This window comes from Flavobacterium sp. PLA-DH12 (assembly GCF_059511845.1).
Map to the genome: position 1 here is coordinate 221235 of NZ_JCAMPD010000005.1, position 19072 is coordinate 240306.

The 19072-nt window shown below is 33.5% G+C and carries 19 protein-coding genes and 2 tRNA genes; 10 read left to right on the forward strand and 11 right to left on the reverse strand.

Annotation, left to right across the window (positions count from 1 at the left end):
* Window positions 1-125: 125 nt before the first annotated feature.
* Entirely contained in the window at window positions 126-1133 is a 1008-nt protein-coding gene (locus AC5ZCW_RS11855; RefSeq protein WP_008464493.1) for a 3-oxoacyl-ACP synthase III family protein, read from the reverse strand.
* Window positions 1134-1394: 261 nt separating this feature from the next.
* Between AC5ZCW_RS11855 and AC5ZCW_RS11860 the strand changes: the two genes are divergently transcribed.
* The gene (locus tag AC5ZCW_RS11860; protein ID WP_496120008.1) at window positions 1395-3806 is read left to right on the forward strand and encodes an alpha/beta hydrolase family protein; all 2412 of its coding nucleotides are present in this window, start codon (window positions 1395-1397) and stop codon (window positions 3804-3806) included.
* Window positions 3807-3914: 108 nt separating this feature from the next.
* Here the strand turns inward: AC5ZCW_RS11860 and AC5ZCW_RS11865 are convergent, their stop codons facing one another.
* From AC5ZCW_RS11865 to AC5ZCW_RS11875, 3 genes are all read right to left on the reverse strand, one after another.
* Complete coding sequence (locus AC5ZCW_RS11865; RefSeq protein ID WP_343544900.1) at window positions 3915-4865, reverse strand: ABC transporter ATP-binding protein; 951 nt, start codon at window positions 4863-4865, stop codon at window positions 3915-3917.
* Window positions 4866-4971: 106 nt separating this feature from the next.
* The gene (locus AC5ZCW_RS11870; RefSeq protein WP_111424469.1) at window positions 4972-5667 is read right to left on the reverse strand and encodes a YiaD family glycine zipper/OmpA-like lipoprotein; all 696 of its coding nucleotides are present in this window, start codon (window positions 5665-5667) and stop codon (window positions 4972-4974) included.
* 19 nt (window positions 5668-5686) lie between these two features.
* Window positions 5687-6193, reverse strand: a complete 507-nt coding sequence (locus AC5ZCW_RS11875) for a lipocalin family protein (RefSeq protein WP_202005805.1) — start codon at window positions 6191-6193, stop codon at window positions 5687-5689.
* A 203-nt stretch (window positions 6194-6396) separates the two neighbouring features.
* Here AC5ZCW_RS11875 and htpG point away from each other — a divergent pair, with 203 nt between their 5' ends.
* The 4 genes from htpG (at window position 6397) to AC5ZCW_RS11895 (ending at window position 11583) form a co-directional block, all read left to right on the forward strand.
* Window positions 6397-8277, forward strand: coding sequence for a molecular chaperone HtpG (gene htpG / locus AC5ZCW_RS11880; protein ID WP_343544899.1), 1881 nt, complete (start codon window positions 6397-6399; stop codon window positions 8275-8277).
* Between the two features lie 176 nt (window positions 8278-8453).
* Window positions 8454-9719, forward strand: a complete 1266-nt coding sequence (locus tag AC5ZCW_RS11885; RefSeq protein WP_496120012.1) for a patatin-like phospholipase family protein — start codon at window positions 8454-8456, stop codon at window positions 9717-9719.
* Between the two features lie 145 nt (window positions 9720-9864).
* The gene (locus AC5ZCW_RS11890; protein ID WP_281633841.1) at window positions 9865-10698 is read left to right on the forward strand and encodes a hypothetical protein; all 834 of its coding nucleotides are present in this window, start codon (window positions 9865-9867) and stop codon (window positions 10696-10698) included.
* 132 nt (window positions 10699-10830) lie between these two features.
* A complete protein-coding gene (locus AC5ZCW_RS11895; RefSeq protein WP_343544896.1) occupies window positions 10831-11583 on the forward strand; it encodes a DUF4369 domain-containing protein in 753 nt (250 codons plus the stop codon).
* Window positions 11584-11830: 247 nt separating this feature from the next.
* On the opposite strand, the gene AC5ZCW_RS11900 is transcribed toward AC5ZCW_RS11895, so the two are convergent.
* From AC5ZCW_RS11900 to idi, 7 genes are all read right to left on the reverse strand, one after another.
* A tRNA-Thr gene (locus tag AC5ZCW_RS11900) sits at window positions 11831-11904 on the reverse strand.
* 112 nt (window positions 11905-12016) lie between these two features.
* Window positions 12017-12090: transfer RNA gene (locus AC5ZCW_RS11905), tRNA-Thr, on the reverse strand.
* Window positions 12091-12166: 76 nt separating this feature from the next.
* Complete coding sequence (locus AC5ZCW_RS11910; RefSeq protein WP_012022371.1) at window positions 12167-12433, reverse strand: hypothetical protein; 267 nt, start codon at window positions 12431-12433, stop codon at window positions 12167-12169.
* A 57-nt stretch (window positions 12434-12490) separates the two neighbouring features.
* The gene (locus AC5ZCW_RS11915) at window positions 12491-13459 is read right to left on the reverse strand and encodes a type I phosphomannose isomerase catalytic subunit (protein ID WP_496120015.1); all 969 of its coding nucleotides are present in this window, start codon (window positions 13457-13459) and stop codon (window positions 12491-12493) included.
* A 56-nt stretch (window positions 13460-13515) separates the two neighbouring features.
* Window positions 13516-13974 carry a peroxiredoxin gene (locus tag AC5ZCW_RS11920; protein ID WP_343544892.1) on the reverse strand — a complete coding sequence of 153 codons (459 nt, stop codon included), beginning with the start codon at window positions 13972-13974 and terminating at the stop codon, window positions 13516-13518.
* Window positions 13975-13977: 3 nt separating this feature from the next.
* Entirely contained in the window at window positions 13978-14388 is a 411-nt protein-coding gene (locus tag AC5ZCW_RS11925; RefSeq protein ID WP_343544891.1) for a 6-carboxytetrahydropterin synthase, read from the reverse strand.
* Between the two features lie 21 nt (window positions 14389-14409).
* Window positions 14410-14937, reverse strand: coding sequence for an isopentenyl-diphosphate Delta-isomerase (idi, locus tag AC5ZCW_RS11930; RefSeq protein WP_177212124.1), 528 nt, complete (start codon window positions 14935-14937; stop codon window positions 14410-14412).
* Between the two features lie 295 nt (window positions 14938-15232).
* On the opposite strand from idi, the gene msrB reads away from it, so the two are divergent.
* From msrB to AC5ZCW_RS11955, 5 genes are all read left to right on the forward strand, one after another.
* Window positions 15233-15787, forward strand: a complete 555-nt coding sequence (msrB, locus tag AC5ZCW_RS11935; protein WP_496120018.1) for a peptide-methionine (R)-S-oxide reductase MsrB — start codon at window positions 15233-15235, stop codon at window positions 15785-15787.
* A 7-nt stretch (window positions 15788-15794) separates the two neighbouring features.
* Window positions 15795-16400: a peptide-methionine (S)-S-oxide reductase MsrA gene (gene msrA / locus AC5ZCW_RS11940; RefSeq protein WP_343544888.1), complete on the forward strand. Its 606-nt coding sequence runs from the start codon at window positions 15795-15797 to the stop codon at window positions 16398-16400.
* A 337-nt stretch (window positions 16401-16737) separates the two neighbouring features.
* Complete coding sequence (locus tag AC5ZCW_RS11945) at window positions 16738-17190, forward strand: carboxymuconolactone decarboxylase family protein (protein ID WP_496120021.1); 453 nt, start codon at window positions 16738-16740, stop codon at window positions 17188-17190.
* A gap of 81 nt (window positions 17191-17271) precedes the next feature.
* A complete protein-coding gene (locus AC5ZCW_RS11950; protein ID WP_308068737.1) occupies window positions 17272-17610 on the forward strand; it encodes a YciI family protein in 339 nt (112 codons plus the stop codon).
* 63 nt (window positions 17611-17673) lie between these two features.
* Window positions 17674-18918, forward strand: a complete 1245-nt coding sequence (locus AC5ZCW_RS11955; protein WP_496120023.1) for an RNA polymerase sigma factor — start codon at window positions 17674-17676, stop codon at window positions 18916-18918.
* Window positions 18919-19072: the final 154 nt, after the last annotated feature.

Genomic DNA, 19072 nt, shown 5'->3' on the forward strand with positions numbered 1-19072 from the left:
ATTTCTTCGGTTTTGTTATTGCAAAGAACAACAAAAATTGTGCAATTTATTTTTCAATACTAAAGTATAAAAAAACCTGCTCCCAATAAGAAGCAGGTTTTAAATATAATGTAAGATGAATTAATTTACCATTTAATAATAGCGCTTGCCCAAGTAAATCCACTTCCGAAAGCTGCTAAAACTACAGTGTCTCCAGATTTGATTTTTCCTTGTTCCCAAGCCTCAGTCAAAGCAATTGGAATAGACGCCGCCGTTGTGTTTCCGTATTTCTGAATATTGTTGTGAACTTGATCGTCTGTTAATTTGAATTTGTTTTGAATGAACTGAGAAATTCTCAAATTCGCCTGGTGCGGAATCAGCATATCAATATCTGAAACCTGAAGACCATTAGCCTCTAATCCTTCATTGATTACTTCTGCAAAACGAACTACAGCGTTTTTAAATACAAACTGTCCGTTCATATATGGATAATAACTTTCATCATTCGGATCGTTATCTGCAATAATATCTGTTACCCAACGCGCTCCCATTCCTGGTGCTTGTAATGCCAATTCTTCTGCATGCTCTCCTTCAGAGTGCAAATGCGTAGATAAAATTCCTTTTGTCAAATCTTCTTCACGGCTTAAAACTGCCGCTCCTGCTCCATCTCCAAAAATTACAGAAACTCCACGTCCGCGAGTGGTCATATCTAATCCTGTAGAGTGAACCTCAGAACCAATAACCAAGATATTTTTGTACATTCCGGTTTTAATATATTGATCTGCAACAGATAATGCATAAACAAAACCAGAACATTGATTTCTAACATCTAATGCTCCAACTGTTCTTAAACCTAAATCTCTTTGAACCAAAACTCCAGGTCCTGGAAAATAATAATCTGGACTTAATGTAGCAAAAACTACAAAATCAATATCTTCTTTGGCAACACCAGAACGTTCTATTGCAATTTTAGCTGCTTTTACTCCCATTGAAGTCGTAGTGTCTTCTCCACGAATGATGTGTCTTCTTTCCTGAATTCCAGTTCTTTCCTGAATCCATTCATCATTGGTATCCATTATCTTAGACAAATCATCGTTAGTCACTACATTGGAAGGAACATAATATCCTAAACCAGCTATTTTTGAATGATACATAATCTATTATTATTTATTAAAAAATTGGATTGCAAATTTACGCATACTTTAAAATATACGTACACAAAATACTATTTTTTTCGTTATTAGCAATTTAATATATTTTAATTCTAAAGTGACTTATGATCATTTACTTCTTGAAAAGACAATATTAAGACACAAACATTGAAAAAAATTAAAAATAAGACCCAAGATGTAACAACATAAAAGTATTTTAGACAAACATTTTGAATACTATTACGAACCCATAAAATTTAAACTATGAAATTAAAGGTTACGCTGTTTTTATTTTTAAATATAAGTTTTTTCTCTTTTGCTCAAGAGAATCTAACTTATCAAAAACCTTCTAAATCCATTTTAGATTTGGCAGATTATCAAAGAGCACCTTCTGTGTCTATGGATACAAAAAAAGAAAACATGCTATTGATGTATCGCAATACTTATAAAACGCTCGATGATCTCAATCAAGACGAAGTTCGTTTGGCTGGTTTAAGAATTAATCCTGTTACTAATATTTCAAGCACTGTAACTTACCTAAACAATCTAAAACTAAGAAAAATAAGCGGAAAGGAAGAAATTCAGGTTAAAGGACTGCCTGAAAATCCAAAAACAACAAACATTCTTTGGTCGCCAAACGACAAAAAAATCTTATTCTCTCATACTACAAATTCTGGCGTTGAACTTTGGGTTTTGGATGTGGCAACAGCACAAGCAACAAAACTTACAGAGGCTAGAGTAAATGCAAATCTTGGAAATCCGTTTAGCTGGTTTTTGGATAGTGAAACTATATTAGTAAAAATGCTTCCTAAAAACAGACAGCCGCTTTTGGACTCTAAAAAGGATCTGCCTACTGGCCCAATTATTTCGAATACTTCGGGAGAAAAATCTCAAAACAGAACGTATCCTGATATGTTGAAAAACAAAAATGACGAAGCTAATTTTGAAAACTGCATAACTTCTGAATTATACAAAGTAAAACTAAATGGTGACGCTGTTTTGTATAAAGATGCTGCTATGTTTGCAGGAGAAAGAATTTCACCAGATGGCAATTACATTATGCTGACAACAATTCAAAAACCATTTTCTTATGTAGTTCCTTTGAACAGATTTCCATTCAAAACTGTTGTTTATGATTTAAGCGGAAGAGAAATTAAAACGGTAAATGAGGTTCCTTTAAATGAAATTATGCCAAAAGGTTTTATGGCTGTTCGAAAAGGAAAAAGAGAAATGGCTTGGAGAAACGACAAACCTGCAACATTATCTTATGTTGTAGCTTTAGATGAAGGAGATCCTGCTAACAAAGTTAATTTTAGAGATGAAGTTTTTCTTTGGGATGCGCCTTTCGACAAAGAAGCATCTTCATTAGCAAAAACACCACAGCGTTTCAGTGATATTACTTGGGGGAATGACAATTTAGCGGTTCTTTCAGAAGAATGGTATGATACTAGAAATACCAAAACGTTTTTAATAAATCCATCAAATCCAAGTCAGGAGCCAAAATTGATTACAGATAGAAATTCTCAGGATGTTTATTCAGATCCTGGAGTTTTCGAAACAAGAAAAAATGCCTACAACAAATATGTTTTAGCTGTCGAAAAAAACAACTTGTATAGAATTGGCGAAGGTTACACCAAAGATGGACAATTTCCTTTTGTTGACGAATTCAATCTGGAAACTTTAAAATCAAAACGTATTTATACTTCTCCATACAAAGATAAAAAAGAGGATATCTTAGAAATTGAAGATTTTAAGTCTGGGAAAATATTAGTTCAGATTCAATCAAAGAGTGAATACCCGAATTACTTTTTCAGGAATATAAAAAAACAAAACAGCCTAACACAAGTTACTGATTTCAAAAATCCATTTGAAAGCATTAAAAACGTTAGTAAAGAAGTTATTAAATACAAACGTAAAGACGGATTAGAACTTTCGGGAACTTTATATCTCCCTGCAGGTTATGATAAAACTAAAAAAGAAAAATTACCGCTATTAATCTGGGCATATCCTGCAGAATATAAAGATAGAAACAGCGCTTCGCAATCGACTCAAAATTCGAACGAATTCACATTCCCTTATTATGGATCATTTGTATATTGGGTTACTAAAGGATATATTGTTTTAGATGATGCCGCTTTTCCAATTATTGGTGAAGGAACTACAGAACCAAACGACAACTTCATTTCGCAATTAGTAGACAATGCGGCGGCGGCGATTGATGCTGTTGATGCTTTAGGATATATTAACCGTAAAAAAGTTGCTGTTGGTGGACACTCTTACGGAGCATTTATGACGGCAAATTTATTGACACATTCTAATCTTTTTGCTTGCGGAATTGCGAGAAGTGGTGCGTACAACAGAACTCTAACACCATTCGGATTCCAATCTGAACAACGAAATTACTGGGAAGCTCCAGAAGTTTACAATGCAATGTCTCCATTTATGAATGCAGAAAAAATGAAAACTCCGATTTTATTGGTTCACGGAGAAGCAGATAACAATCCTGGAACTTTTACTTTACAGACAGAACGTTACTTTCAGGCATTAAAAGGTTTAGGAGCTCCTGCAAGAATGGTTATTCTACCAAAAGAATCTCACAGTTATGTAGCTAAAGAAAACATTCTTCATTTGCTTTGGGAACAAGATCAATTTTTAGAAAAATATTTGAAAAACTAAATTCATAATTTGATTCCAAAAGTAAACCCGACAGGTTTTTAAAACTTGTCGGGTTTATTATTTTAACAATTAGAAATTATCTAATTTTCTAATTGACACATTCCCTAATTATAAATAATTTAAAGCCAGAAAAACTTCTTGCTCAAGCGGTAAATCTATTTCACTTTCAAAGAAAATCAATTGTCTTTTATAAACAGTTTCAATTAAATAGTGGCTTCCTCTAAAATAAGTTCTTCTAATTTTTACCATTAGTTTTGATTCTGAAACCATTTTAAATTGATGCGGATAAACTAGCGTTTTATGATTTTCGTCTTTGTACGATAATAATAAATGAGTTGGGATTTCATTTACTTCTCCAAACAAAGAAGCAACATATTTAATTTGCGGATCTTCATATATTTTTGCTGGATCATCTTTTACCAAGACTTCTCCATTTCGCATCACGATTGCCTGATCTGCAAAAGACAAAGCATCGGTACTATCGTGAGTTGCAATAATACAAGTGATTCCTTTTTGCTTTAGGTAACGAAATAAATTACGGCGCAATGCATTTTTTCTAAAAGCATCAATCTGGCTAAATGGCTCATCTAATAAAATTACTTCTGGTTCTAAAGCCAAAACTCTTACCAAAGCGACTCTCTGCTGCTGTCCTCCACTTAAGAATTTTGTCTTTACATTAGAAAACTGATCCATTTCTACCATCTCTAATAATTCCTGAACACGAAGTTTTTTCATGTTTGCAAAACCATTGGATAGAAATTTACCAACATTTTCTGCAACTGTTTCATAAGGAGACAAATCAAAATCCTGTGCCAGATATTTCATATAAGGCATTCCTGGAATCAAATTAAACTTTGGTCCTAAAACTGGTTTATCCCCATAAAAAATCTTTCCCTCATCTAGATCGTAAAGTCCATATATAAGCTTGAGCAGGGTACTTTTTCCGCAGCCACTCTCGCCAATAATGGCTATGTTCTGACCTTTTTCAATAGAAAAAGAGATGTTTTTGATAACAGGATTTTCGGTGTACGAAAAAGATATATTTTGTATGTCGAGCATGAGTTGTAATATGAGACGTCAAATTTACAATGTTTAATTTCTAAAGTCAAAAAAAAGCTGCCTCAATTATGAAACAGCTTTTTTTATATTTTATTTTATTGTGAAATTATTTTCCAGCTTCCGCTTTAGCGTCATTTACCATTTTGTCGTTTGCTGTAATTGAGAATTCAACACGACGATTTTGCGCTCTTCCTTCTGGAGTATCATTTGTTGCAATTGGATCTGCAATTCCTAAACCTGAAGTTTTGAAACGGCTAGCTTTTAATCCTTTAGCAACTAAATAAGCCTGAACAGACGCAGCTCTTTGTCCTGAAAGTGTCAAATTATATTCTGGTTTTCCTGTATTATCAGTATAACCAAAAATTTCAATATTAGTATCTCCGTACTCAGTGAATACAGGAATCAATTTATCTAAATTAGCTTTTGCTTGAGTAGTCAAAGATGATTTGTTAGTATCAAAACGAACTGCATTTTCGTTCAAAGTCAAGTGAATACCTTCACCAACTCTTTCAACATCAGCACCTGGAAGCGCCTGATCGATTTCACGAGCTTGTTTATCCATTTTATTACCAATCAAAGCTCCAGTTCCACCTCCAACAGCAGCTCCAATTACAGCTCCTAGTGCAGCGTTACCGCCTCGACCAATATTATTTCCTAAAATACCACCAATAACACCACCTGCTACAGCACCAATTCCTGCTCCTTTTTGCGTGTTATTTGCATTTTTTACTGAATCGCAACTTGTAAAAAAGCTAGCTAATACCAATAAACTACTTAAACCTAAAACCTTTATCTTTCTCATTTTTTATACCTTTAAAATATTAATTAGCTCTTTGAAATTGGTAGACCACATCTTTTACCTGACCTCCAACATTTATATTGTCTACTAACTGAAATGAACTCTCAGTCACTCCATCAACTTTTAGTAAATATCCATCTCTTACTTTTTTCGCTTTTTCACCTGCGTTAAGAATTTTAAGCACAAACAAACCTTGGCTGTTTATACTCCATACAATTGGAGAAGAAAATCCAGTACAACTTGGTGATGTTAAAGCCATATTTCCTTTATTATTATTAGAAATAAAACTCCAAGTACTTCCAATGAAACATTTAGAATCGGCAAGATCGAAAGAATTTACTTTGATATAATCTGAACCTGGATAAGATACGTTAGTTAGAACCCAATTCCCTTTTAGAGCTACCTGAGTTTTCTTGTCAAGTTTAGTTGAAAGTGTAGTAGCCTCAGAAGATGAAGCTGCAGTGGACGAAGATGATTTACACGCAAAAAACAGAGCGGCAATCATACACATTAAAATACTCTTCTTCATTTTGTACAATTTTTTTAGGATTAATATTTGTCTTTTTAACAATTATTGTACCACAAATATACGATTCGTTCAGTTATTTTTTGTTTTACAATCCATTTATTTTCTTTCAAAATTAACATTTGCGACATTTTGTCACCCAAAAAACAATTGGTATTCTATTTGAACAAATGAAAATCATCAAATTAAATCAAAAATTAAAAAATATGGCAACAGGTAAAATTAATGTTTCAGTAGAAAACATTTTTCCCTTAATTAAAAAGTTCTTATACAGCGACCACGAAATTTTCTTACGCGAGCTTGTTTCTAATGGTACTGATGCTACTTTAAAATTAAAACACCTTATCAGCATTGGTGAAGCTAAAGTTGAATACGGAAACCCGATTATCGAAGTAAAAGTGGATAAAGAAGGAAAAAAAATCCACATTATCGATCAAGGTTTAGGTATGACTGCTGATGAAGTTGAAAAATATATTAATCAAGTAGCTTTTTCTGGCGCTGAAGAATTCTTAGACAAATACAAAGATTCTGCTAAAGATTCTGGTATTATCGGACATTTTGGTCTTGGTTTCTATTCTGCTTTTATGGTAGCTGAAAAAGTTGAAATCATTACAAAATCATACAAAGATGAGCCAGCTGCACACTGGACATGTGACGGAAGTCCTGAATTCACTCTAGAACCAGCTGACAAAACTTCACGCGGAACAGAAATCATTCTTCATATTGCAGAAGATTCTTTGGAATTCTTAGACGATTCTAAAATCAGTGGCTTATTAAACAAATACAATAAATTCATGCCTATTCCGATTAAATTCGGAACAAGAACTGAAACGCTTCCAAAACCAGAAGATGCTCCAGAGGATTATGTGAATGAAACTGTTGAAATTGATAACATCATCAATAACCCAAATCCAGCTTGGACAAAACAGCCTTCTGAATTAACTGATGAAGATTACAAAAACTTCTACAGAGAATTGTATCCAATGCAGTTTGAAGATCCGTTGTTTAACATCCATTTAAATGTAGATTATCCGTTTAACTTAACTGGTATTTTGTACTTCCCGAAATTAGGAAGTGACATGCAGATCCAGAAAGACAAAATTCAGCTGTACCAAAACCAAGTTTACGTTACAGATAACGTAGAAGGAATTGTACCTGAATTCTTGACGATGTTAAAAGGTGTGATCGATTCTCCAGATATTCCATTAAACGTTTCTCGTTCTGGTCTACAGGCTGACGGTGCGGTTAAGAAAATTTCGAACTACATTACTCGTAAAGTAGCCGATAAACTGAAAGCTTTATTCAATGAAAACCGTGCTGATTTTGAAGCAAAATGGAATGATATTAAAATCGTTTTAGAATACGGAATGCTTTCTGAAGATAAGTTCTACGAAAAAGCGGGCGCATTTGTTTTGTATCCAACTGTAGACGATAAATATTTTACTTTAGAAGAATTAAAAGAAAAACTAAAAGAAAACCAAACTGATAAAGATGGTAAACTTGTAGTTCTTTATGCTGGAAACAAAGATGCACAGCACTCTTATATTGAAGCAGCGAAAGACAAAGGATACGAAGTATTGCTTTTAGATTCTCCGATTATTTCGCATTTGATTCAAAAAATTGAAAACGACAATAAAGATGTAACTTTTGTTCGTGTAGATTCTGACCATATTGACAACTTAGTCAAAAAAGAAGAAAATACGATTTCAAAATTATCTGATGACGAAAAAGCTGCTTTAAAAACTTCATTAGAAGCATATATTCCAAAAGCATACAGCGTTCAGCTAGAAGCTATGGATTCTCAGGCTGCTCCTTTCATTATAACGCAACCAGAATTTATGCGAAGAATGAAAGAAATGAGTCAGACAGGCGGCGGAATGTTCGGAATGGGCAATATGCCAGAAATGTACAATCTGGTTGTAAACACCAATTCTGATTTGGCCTCAAGCATCTTAAATACAGAAGACAAAACGCACCAAGAGCATTTGGTTAAACAAGCATTAGATTTAGCTAAATTGTCTCAAAACCTTTTAAAAGGTGAAGCGCTTACCGCTTTCGTAAAAAGAAGTTTCGAGATGATTAAATAATCATTCGAAAATAAATATTTCCAAAATCCTGCAAATTAAGTTTTGCAGGATTTTTTTTGCACTAAAATCACCCTTAAAAAAAGGGCTATTCTCCCCTTTTCTTGCAAAACATGATTGCATAATTTTGAAAGTCAATAAATTAAAACCAAAACAACAAATCTAAAATTCTAGAAATCATGGATAAAAGAAAATTCACAGAAAATGGAGAAATTCTAGCAATTATAAAGGATTTAAAAGAACAGATTAAAGGCAAAAAATTCTCTGACATTGTCGACAACAACAATTGCCAATATGTAGATCTTGTACAAGAAGGCGGCGGCGTGCTCGGAATTGCACTTGTTGGATATGTATATGTATTAGAAAAAATGGGAATCCGTTTTTTAAGTCTCGCAGGAACTTCTGCAGGAAGCATCAACACCATGCTGATGGCTGCTGCGGGAACTTGTGATATTGAAAAATCGGAATGGATTCTAGATTGTTTATGTAATAAAAATTTATACGATTTTGTTGATGGCGATCATGATGCGCGCGAATTTATTGATGCACTTTTAAGTGATGCCGGAAATCTAAAATTAATAATGAAAGGCTGTCAGGTTGTGGACAATTTTAAAGATGATTTAGGACTGAATCCTGGAAATAATTTTCATCAATGGATGACCAATCTCCTTTCGCAAAAAGGGATAAAAAATTATGCCGATTTGAAAGCTTTGAGAGAAAAAGGCGTTTCAGACAAAAATCAACTATATCGAATAAACAGATTAAATAATGGAGACAAAGAAGAATATACTCGGGTAGATCATTGGAGCCAAATGGCTATAATTACGGCCGATATTACTACCGAAAGCAAAATCATCTTTCCAAAAATGATCGATTTGTTTTACTCCAACCCAGATGTTCAAAATCCAGCCGACTTTGTCCGTGCTTCTATGTCGATTCCTTTATTTTTTACCCCTTTTAAAATTAAAAATATTCCAAGCGGAATAGATGCTTGGAACAAATGGAATGACGCAACTTGTCTTAGAACATCCGTACCTTCAGAAGTTATGTTTATGGATGGCGGTATTATTTCAAATTTCCCCATAGATATTTTTCATGAAAACATGAATGTTCCCGCTTCCCCAACTTTCGGAATCAAATTGGGTTATGACAAAAACGAAATCAATAAAAATGAAAAATTCTCCAGCTTAATAGGCTCAATGTTTGACACTTCACGCTATGGTTACGATTCTGAATTCCTTCAAAAAAATCCAGATTTTAAAAATCTTATTGGGTATATTGATACCGGAAACCATAATTGGCTAAACTTTAATCTTACCGATGACGCAAAAATTGACCTATTTATTCGTGGCGCTCAAAATGCTGCCGATTTTTTAAACCGATTTAACTGGGAAGAATACAAAAAAATCAGAAAGGCCAAAAGCAATTATTATAAATCTGTTTAAATTATTTCCAATAACACTTCCCATAATTTTTTCACCAAAAAACCGTTATAAAATCCTGTAACTAACCATTACAGGATTTTTTAATTGTAATTCGTTTTTTTATTACTTTTGATTGCCTTATTAATCTAATCCAAAACACCCCATTATGAAAAAAACAGCTATTTTACTATCAGCTATTTGCGCTACAGCACTTTTATACGTTTCTTGCTCAAGCGACAATCACGAAGACACAGTTTCAACAAACCTAACAAGCATTGGAGCCTCAATTGCTGTTGACACTTCAAATGAAATGGATCTTAACACTGGTCTTTCAATCTCGACAACCACCTCAACAACTGGAAAAACTACAGAGACAGCACCTGGAGTTTGTGCAACGATTACCATTTCATCCCCAAATGGCACAGAATATCCAAAAGTTTTTCTCGCAGATTTCGGAACAGCGGGCTGTACAGACAACAACAAACTTACGCGAAAAGGAAAACTAAAAGTCACACTTTCTGGACCAATTACTGCAACTGGAAGTAAAATGACAATTGAAAGAATTGATTATTCTATAAAAGACATCAAACTAGAAGGCACTATCGAGTACACCAATACTACAACTGTCGCTACTGTACCGCAATGGACTAGAAAAGTCACAAACGGCAAATTAACCGATTTGCAAGGAGGAGTTTATACCAACTCTGGAATTTACACTACCAAACAAACTGCTGGTGTAGATACTCCTTTTGTTTTATCTGACAATGTATATGAAGTTACAGAAGGCACGCATACAGTAACAGCTTCGAATGGCGAAACACTTACTTTGACTGTAAAAGAACCATTGATCAAAAAATATTCTTGCCTATTTATTTCTAAAGGACAATTAAAAGTACAAGGAGGCATTTTAAACGGCGTGGTAGATTATGGCAACAATGACTGTGACGCGCTTTACACTTATACGCACGAAAACGGCTCTTCATTTAATTTATCGATGTAAGACCTTTTATTGCACGACTTTAAAATCCCAATTTAGAAATAGATTGGGATTTATTTTTTTTATAAAAATAAAACATCTGCCTCTTTACATTTAAACTATTTTCTTTATTTTGCACCAAAATCTCAAAAACCAATGAAAAAAACATTAATTGCTTTTGTTACTCTTGCAGTATTAGCATCTTGCAGCAAAAAAGAAACAGCTGCTGATAATTTACACATCACAGGAAACATTAAAGGCTTAAAAACCGGAACTTTATATATCCAAAGAATTGTTGACACTTCCCTTGTTGCTATCGATAGCATCAAAATCGATGGAAACTCTGCTTTTGAAAGAGATATTAAATTAGAATCTCCTGAAATGTTATATCTATATTTAGACAGAGGCGTAACAAATTCATTAGACAATAATATTTTATTCTTTGCTGAACCAGGAAATATTAATATTGAAACCAATTTAGACAACTTCATCGCTAGCGCAAAAATTACTGGATCTAAAAACCAGGAGTTATACGAAGAATATCAAAAAATAAATACTCGTTTTAGAGATGAGAACTTATCTATGGTTGAAGCAAAGTTTAAAGCTTTAAAAAGACAAGATCAAAAAGCTCTTGATAGCCTTGAGGCAAAACAAGATTCAAACATTAAAAGAAAATATTTGTACGCTACAAACTTCGCCATTAACAATAAAGATCACGAAGTAGCGCCTTACATTGCTTTAGCAGAGATTTACGACATCAATATCAAATTCTTAGATACGATTCAAAAATCGATGACTCCAAAAGTAGCTCAATCACTTTATGGAAAAAAGCTTACCAAGTATGTAGCTGAAATCAAAAAAGAACAAAAAGCTCCGGCAGCTGCAACAGCTCCCACTCCAGCTGAATAAAACATAAAAAAACGCCCTGAATTATCAGGGCGTTTTTTTTATGCTTAAATCAATTAAATTTCCGCAAGGCATACAAAATATACCATTAGTAGTTTTCAACCTTTAAAACGCAAATAAATAATCACAACACGATTTATCCCTTCAATGTGTGTCCCGCGGTCAAAACAATGCTATAGTTTTAGAATTTTATTCTTGGATTTTTATTTTCGGGCATAAAAAAACCACCACATTTCTGTGATGGTTTTTGAGCCGATAGAGGGACTCGAACCCACGACCTGCTGATTACAAATCAGCTGCTCTAGCCAGCTGAGCTACATCGGCCTATTTTGCGAGTGCAAAGATATAAATGTTTTTTAATATTCCAAAAAAAATTTCACACCTCTCTCTATAATTAAAAAAACCATCACATTTCTGTGATGGTTTCCGTTTTTTGAGCCGATAGAGGGACTCGAACCCACGACCTGCTGATTACAAATCAGCTGCTCTAGCCAGCTGAGCTACATCGGCGTCATTACGGGTGCAAATATAAAGCGGTTTTTCAATTTCCCAAAATATTTTTGCACTTTTTTACACTTTTTTTTGCTTAAAGCGCGTTGATTTTTTCAATCAATTGATTAGCAGTTTGTTCTAATTCAACATTGATTTGTTTGAAGTGTGCTTTTTTATTTTCAACGTTCTTAGCGTTCACTTTTGTAATCAAAGTATCAAATGCAGCGATAGCTTCATCGATTAAAGCATTCGTTTCTGGAGTAGGATTTCCTGTTGTAGACATCTCAAACAAGTAAACTGCCTCAATAATATCTCCTAATACAAAATTGATGTCTTTCTTTAAATTTTTAACGTTTGCCATTTTTATTTTAATTTTAATTTGCGTCTGCAAAAGTACATATTATCTTTAGAATAAGCGCTAAGAAATGTAAATTTCTAAAATTGAAGCTTTTCCGCTCAAATTAAATGCATTTATTGCAGCCGGAACTAAGACAGTATCACCTTTAATGTAGGTATGTTTAAAACCGTCATATTCGATTTCAAAGCTTCCTTCAATACACATATAAACAGTAAATGTTTCTCCAGATTTCGAAACTTCTACTTTATCTTCTAACGGAATAAAGTTTGTCGTGAAATAAGGACAATCTACCACAACATTTGATGTATTGGTTTTTGAATCGTATTTCTTTTGTGTATCTACTTTATTGTAGTTTATAGCATCAAGAGCTAAATCTACGTGTAATTCTCTTTTATTTCCTTGTGCATCTACACGGTCAAAATCGTATAATCGATATGTGATATCAGAAGTCTGCTGAATTTCGGCAACAACCAAACCAGCTCCAATTGCGTGAACTGTTCCAGTTTCTAAAAAGAAAACATCTCCAGCTTTTGCTTTTACGTCATCTAAAATAGAAACTAAGGTATTATCATGTAAATGTTTTAAGTATTCTTCTTTACTAGAATCTTCTTTAAAACCAACAATAATTCTAGCATCAGCATCTGCCTGCATTACATACCACATTTCGGTTTTACCAAATGAGTTGTGACGTTCTTTTGCCAATTTATCATTTGGATGCACTTGTATAGAAAGATCTTCTCTTGCATCTAGATATTTAAAAAGCAACGGAAATTGCTTTCCAAATCTTTCATAAACTTTAGTCCCTAAAATAGCATCTGGCGTTTCATCTATTAAATCCATTAAAGATTTTCCTTTTAAAACTCCATTTGCAACCACACTTACATCTCCTTGAACAGTAGACAATTCCCAGCTTTCGCCAGTAATTTTAGAAACGATTGGTTTGTTTAAAATTGTTTTAAGTTTTTCTCCTCCCCAGATTCTTTCTTTCAAAATCGGTTCAAATTGCAAAGGGTATAAATTCTGACTCATGTTTTTAGGCTAATATATTTGTTTAATTAATTCTATTCTGATACTATTTTGATAATCTATAATACTAATTCCTTTACGGTTTCTAATGCTTTCGGTATATGTTTAGCTGCATTTGCACTATCAAATATCGAAATTACCAAACCATTTTTATCTATTATATAGGTAACGCGTGCAGGCAGAAGTCCAAATAAAATATTACGGACACCAAAAAGTTTTCTTAATCTTTTATCCTGATCTGAAAGCAAAATAAAAGGTAATTCATGTTTCGCAGCAAATTTATGATGTGACTTTACACTATCGCTGCTAATACCAATTACCTCAGCTCCCAAATCTTTAAAATCTTCGTATTGATCCCGAAAACTGCAAGCTTCGGTAGTACATCCTGGCGTATTATCTTTTGGGTAAAAATAAATCACCAGCGGCTTTCTTCCTAAAACGCTTTGGCTTTCAAAAAGTTCACCATTGTTGTCTTTCGCAGTAAAATTCGGAACTATATCTCCTATTTTTAATGACATTTTTTATTCTCCTTTATAAGTTACAAAATTTCGGTCCGTTTCGTTCAGCACGACTTCAAGATCAAAGTCGGCATGAATTCGTTGTCTAATTTTATTCCATATCACAACAGCAATATTTTCTGCAGTTGGATTCAAATCTGCAAATTCTGGAACATCCAGATTGAGATTTTTGTGATCAAACGGAATCTCTACTTCTTCTCGTATAATATCCGCCAATACTTTCACATCTAAAACAAAACCAGTTTCCGGGTCAATCTTTCCTGTAACACTTACTGTTAAACCATAATTATGACCATGAAAGTTAGGATTATTGCATTTTCCAAAAACAGCATCGTTTTTTTCAAATGACCAATCTTTTCGATAAAGTCGATGTGCAGCATTAAAATGTGCTTTTCTTGATATGGTTACTCTCATTTATGTTTTTGGTTAGTTTGGCTATAATTTATGGTCTTCTAGATAATGATCAAATTCGTCAAAAATTATCTTAAACCACACAGTATAAATTTCGGGCTGTTTTTCAATATCTGCTTTAACATCTTCAATACTCATCCATTTCCAGTCTTCTACTTCGTCTGGATTTATGTTTGGTTCGTCGTTATAGTAACCAATCATAACATGGTCCAGTTCATGTTCTGTCAAACCGTTATCAAAAGGTGCTTTATAAATAAAATGAAATAGCTCTTTCAATTCCGCTTTAAAACCCATTTCCTCAAACAATCTTCGGCTTCCTGCCTCGATGTTTGTTTCTCCTTCTCTCTGATGGCTACAACAAGTGTTTGTCCAAAGCAAAGGAGAATGATATTTATGATGAGCACGCTGCTGCAGCATAATTTCGTTTTTACTATTCAAAATAAAAACCGAAAAGGCACGGTGCAAAAGCGCTTTTTCATGTGCTTCCAATTTTGGCATTAAGCCAATCTGTTCATCGTTTTGATTAACTAGTATTACGTTTTCTTCTGTCATAAGGCTTCTTAAGCAAACAAAAATACGAAAAAAGAAATGGCTTAAAAATGCTAATTAAGCTTGCTCAAAACTAAGCTTTTTACCTCGATTCTATTTTCCTGATTTACAGCATTATAATTTATATTAAAAATTTAAAAGCTGTTAAAATTAAGACATAAAAACTACATTGCCTTCTTTTACGTAACTAATAAAAAGTTAAAACACACTTAAAAAAATCTCAATAATAACAAACACTGTAATTTGAAGCTAATTCTCAACGTATCTTTGATATACAGATTAATGCATCCAAGAACTTATGAAATCTAAAAATTTAATTTTCAGTCTCTGTTTTCTAATGCCACTTTTTATTTTACAAGCGTGCGGACAAAACACAAAACAACAACCTGTAAAAACAGCTGTTATGGAAAATAAAATCAGTAAGCCCGGAAATCCTTATTATTCAAATACCGACACCACAAAACTTAACGTAAGCAACGCCGAATGGAAAAAGGTTTTACCTGAAGATGTTTACGCCGTAATGCGTGAAGCTGACACAGAAAGACCTTTTACGGGAAAATATTGGAATACCGACGAAAAAGGAACTTATTACTGCGCTTCTTGTGGTAACTTGCTTTTTAGATCTACTGCTAAATTCTCTAGCAGCTGTGGATGGCCAAGCTTTTTTGAACAAGAGAATAAAAAAAGCATTGTTTTTAAAGAAGATAATTCTCTTGGAATGGAAAGAATCGAAGCACTCTGTGGACGCTGCGGTGGACATTTAGGACACATTTTTGATGATGGTCCTGCTCCTACAGGAAAACGCTACTGTATGAATTCGATTGCCCTTGATTTTATTCCTGACAATAAATAATCCCAAAATGAAAAATATACTTTTAATATGTCTTTTTGCGCTTTCGCTAAATGGCATTTCTCAAAATAAAAAAGCAAATCTAGAAACTATAACACTTGGAGGAGGCTGCTATTGGTGCGTTGAAGCCGTTTATGAAAATCTAGACGGAGTAAAATCTGTTGTTTCTGGATTTTCTGGCGGAAAAGTCGCAAATCCGACTTATGAAGAAGTTTGCACAGGAGAAACAGGTCACGCCGAAGTAGTACAGATTACTTATGACAAAAATATAACTGATATTAACGAGATCTTCAAAGTCTTTTTTACAGTTCACGACCCTACAACTTTAAACCGTCAAGGAGCAGATGTGGGAACACAATATCGTTCTGTTATCTTCTATAAAAATGAGGAACAGAAAAAAGCCGCCCAAAGCATTATTGCTGAATTGAATAAAGCGAAGGTTTACAACAGTCCAATTGTAACAAAAGTAGAACCTTTTAAAGTTTTCTATAAAGCCGAAGATTACCATCAAAACTATTATGCCAACAATAAAAATCAGCCATATTGCAAAATGGTGATTCAGCCCAAAATAGAAAAGTTTGAAAAAGTTTTTAAAGATAAACTGAAAAAGAAATAAATAGTAACAATTGGTATTGTAAAGCTTCGGAGAAGCGAAATATTTATAGCAAGAATGTTTCTGCCATACAAAGCTCCAGAGGAGCTTTTTTTATTTGTTTATATAAAATTCTATAAATATTTCACCCCGCTGGGGTTTATTGATAGAATAATATTAGAAACTTCCTATTAACCAACGAAGACTGACTTCAAAAAGGCAACTTTTTTTATTTTACAAACCCTTGTAAACACTAGGATTTTCTTTTAACTGAAAAATATTTTAATTTTTTTTCTCTTTTTTTGTCCAATCCTGAAAGTTCGATTGTTATTAGGGTATAAACAATTAAAAATTATACATTATGGAAACTAGACTTAATTTATTCGAACAAGGTCAAAAAGCAGTTAGCACATTATTTGGAATCAGCGGTTACTTGAAAAAAGGAACAATTGAAGCATCTCTTATGGAATTAATAAATTTCAGAGTCTCTCAAATCAACAACTGCGGTTATTGTTTAGACATGCATTCAAAAGAAGCTTTAGCCGCTGGAGAAACAGCACAGCGTTTATTTGGATTAAGTGTTTGGAGAGAAACTCCTTATTATACAAAAAGAGAAAGAGTTGCTCTTGCTCTAGCAGAAGCAGTAAATGCCTGCGATGTTCCAGACGAAATCTACGAAATTGCAAAAGTTGAATTTACAGAACAAGAATTAATAGATCTTACGCTTGCAGTTGCTGCAATCAACGCTTGGAATCGTCTTAACATCACTTTTTCCAATGTGCCTGGATCTTATAGAGTTGGACAGTTTGGATAAACAGTAATTGATTTTTATTTTCTAAAAAAAATTAACTTTATACAACTCAAAAACAAATTATTCAATTTAAAAACATAAAAAATGAATGAGTTTTTATTGATTTTCAGAAGAGATTTTAAAACAAAAGAAACACAGCCATCTCCAGAAGAACTGCAACAGCATTTACAGCAATGGCAAAACTGGTTTGGAAGTCTTGCCGCTCAAGATAAACTAGCAAGACCTTTACAGAAATGGGACGGCCAGGGAAAACTTGTAAATTCAAATAAAGGAATTACTGACGGCCCTTTTGTTGAAATTAAAGAATCTATTGGCGGACTAATAATCATCAAAGCTAAAGATTATGATGAAGCAGCCGAAATTGCACAAGGATGTCCGGTTTTAAATTTTGGCGGAAATGTCGAAATTAGAATGGCTGTTTAGATTTTAAACCAACATATAAAAATGCCTTTGTATCTTTACTTAGGCATTTTTTTTCTTAAAAATATGGAGCAAAAAGAACTTATACCCAATTTATTTCGAACAGAATATCAAAAAATAGTTTCGGTTCTCTGCAGTTTGTTTGGCATTCATCATATCGAAATTGCCGAAGATATTGTAAGCGATACTTTTCTAACAGCCTCAGAAACTTGGGCAATTAAAGGGATTCCCGAAAATCCAACTGCTTGGCTGTACACTGTTGCCAAAAACAAAACCAAAAACTACCTGAAAAGAAACAACGTTTTTGAAACCAAAATCGTTACCGAAATAAAACACAATACTCCATTAAACAATCCAGAAATCGACATTGATTTGTCTGATCAAAATATTGCCGATAGCCAACTGGCGATAATATTTACGGTTTGCAATCCTTGTAATTCTGAAGAAGCTCAAATTGCTCTTGCCTTAAATTTATTATGTGGTTTTGGGGTAAATGAAATATCTGATGCTTTCTTATCCAACAGAGAAGTTATTTATAAAAGAATTAATCGCGCGAAAGAAAAGCTCAAAGAAGAAAACATTAAAATTCAGCATCCGAACAATTCTGAAATAAAAGATAGAATACAAACAGTTCTCAAAACCATCTATCTGCTTTATTCTGAAGGCTACTACTCTATTTCGCAAAACACCACTTTACGAAAAGATCTTTGTACCGAAGCCATGCGTCTGACGTATTTATTAATTCAGAACGAAAGTACAAATCTGCCGCAAACCAATGCTTTGATGGCTTTGATGTGTTTTCACTCGTCAAGGTTTGATGCGCGAACTGGTTCAAATGGAGAAATTATTTTATACGAAGATCAGGATCAATCGCTTTGGAATCAGGAATTAATTGATAGAGGAACTTATTTCCTAAGTCAGTCTTCAACCGGAAATACACTTTCAAAATATCACTTAGAAGCTGGAATTGCCTATTGGCACACCATAAAAACAGAAACTGTAGAAAAATGGGAAAACATTCTGGAACTCTACAACAATCTAATCATTTTAGAATATTCGCCAATTGTAGCTTTAAACAGAACTTATGCTCTATCTAAAGTAAAAGGCAAAGAAGAAGCAATCAAAGAAGCCGAAAAATTGAATTTAACTGATAATCATTTTTATTATTCTCTACTAGGAAATCTCTATTCTGGAATTGACACAAAAAAGGCGTTACAAAATTTTGAAACCGCATTTGGTTTAGCCAAAACGCCTTCCGACAAGAACATTATCAGTAAGAACATAATGCAGTTGAAGTTGGAAACAAATTAGCTTTGGCATAAAAAAGAAACTGTCTTAAAATAATTCCATTTTTTTTTCAAGATTCGGAGAAGCGAAATATTTAGGTTGCAAAAAAAACATGTCGCTCCTCTGGAGCTTCTTTTTATTTGTATTATTCTAATTCTATAAATATTTTACCCCGCTG

What these genes read in the sequence shown, in the direction of transcription:
- AC5ZCW_RS11855 (WP_008464493.1), bottom strand. Translation starts at nt 1,133, where the DNA reads ATGTATCATTCAAAAATAGCTGGTTTAGGATATTATGTTCCTTCCAAT.
- AC5ZCW_RS11860 (WP_496120008.1), top strand. Translation starts at nt 1,395, where the DNA reads ATGAAATTAAAGGTTACGCTGTTTTTATTTTTAAATATAAGTTTTTTC.
- AC5ZCW_RS11865 (WP_343544900.1), bottom strand. Translation starts at nt 4,865, where the DNA reads ATGCTCGACATACAAAATATATCTTTTTCGTACACCGAAAATCCTGTT.
- AC5ZCW_RS11870 (WP_111424469.1), bottom strand. Translation starts at nt 5,667, where the DNA reads ATGAGAAAGATAAAGGTTTTAGGTTTAAGTAGTTTATTGGTATTAGCT.
- AC5ZCW_RS11875 (WP_202005805.1), bottom strand. Translation starts at nt 6,193, where the DNA reads ATGAAGAAGAGTATTTTAATGTGTATGATTGCCGCTCTGTTTTTTGCG.
- htpG (WP_343544899.1), top strand. Translation starts at nt 6,397, where the DNA reads ATGGCAACAGGTAAAATTAATGTTTCAGTAGAAAACATTTTTCCCTTA.
- AC5ZCW_RS11885 (WP_496120012.1), top strand. Translation starts at nt 8,454, where the DNA reads ATGGATAAAAGAAAATTCACAGAAAATGGAGAAATTCTAGCAATTATA.
- AC5ZCW_RS11890 (WP_281633841.1), top strand. Translation starts at nt 9,865, where the DNA reads ATGAAAAAAACAGCTATTTTACTATCAGCTATTTGCGCTACAGCACTT.
- AC5ZCW_RS11895 (WP_343544896.1), top strand. Translation starts at nt 10,831, where the DNA reads ATGAAAAAAACATTAATTGCTTTTGTTACTCTTGCAGTATTAGCATCT.
- AC5ZCW_RS11910 (WP_012022371.1), bottom strand. Translation starts at nt 12,433, where the DNA reads ATGGCAAACGTTAAAAATTTAAAGAAAGACATCAATTTTGTATTAGGA.
- AC5ZCW_RS11915 (WP_496120015.1), bottom strand. Translation starts at nt 13,459, where the DNA reads ATGAGTCAGAATTTATACCCTTTGCAATTTGAACCGATTTTGAAAGAA.
- AC5ZCW_RS11920 (WP_343544892.1), bottom strand. Translation starts at nt 13,974, where the DNA reads ATGTCATTAAAAATAGGAGATATAGTTCCGAATTTTACTGCGAAAGAC.
- AC5ZCW_RS11925 (WP_343544891.1), bottom strand. Translation starts at nt 14,388, where the DNA reads ATGAGAGTAACCATATCAAGAAAAGCACATTTTAATGCTGCACATCGA.
- idi (WP_177212124.1), bottom strand. Translation starts at nt 14,937, where the DNA reads ATGACAGAAGAAAACGTAATACTAGTTAATCAAAACGATGAACAGATT.
- msrB (WP_496120018.1), top strand. Translation starts at nt 15,233, where the DNA reads ATGAAATCTAAAAATTTAATTTTCAGTCTCTGTTTTCTAATGCCACTT.
- msrA (WP_343544888.1), top strand. Translation starts at nt 15,795, where the DNA reads ATGAAAAATATACTTTTAATATGTCTTTTTGCGCTTTCGCTAAATGGC.
- AC5ZCW_RS11945 (WP_496120021.1), top strand. Translation starts at nt 16,738, where the DNA reads ATGGAAACTAGACTTAATTTATTCGAACAAGGTCAAAAAGCAGTTAGC.
- AC5ZCW_RS11950 (WP_308068737.1), top strand. Translation starts at nt 17,272, where the DNA reads ATGAATGAGTTTTTATTGATTTTCAGAAGAGATTTTAAAACAAAAGAA.
- AC5ZCW_RS11955 (WP_496120023.1), top strand. Translation starts at nt 17,674, where the DNA reads ATGGAGCAAAAAGAACTTATACCCAATTTATTTCGAACAGAATATCAA.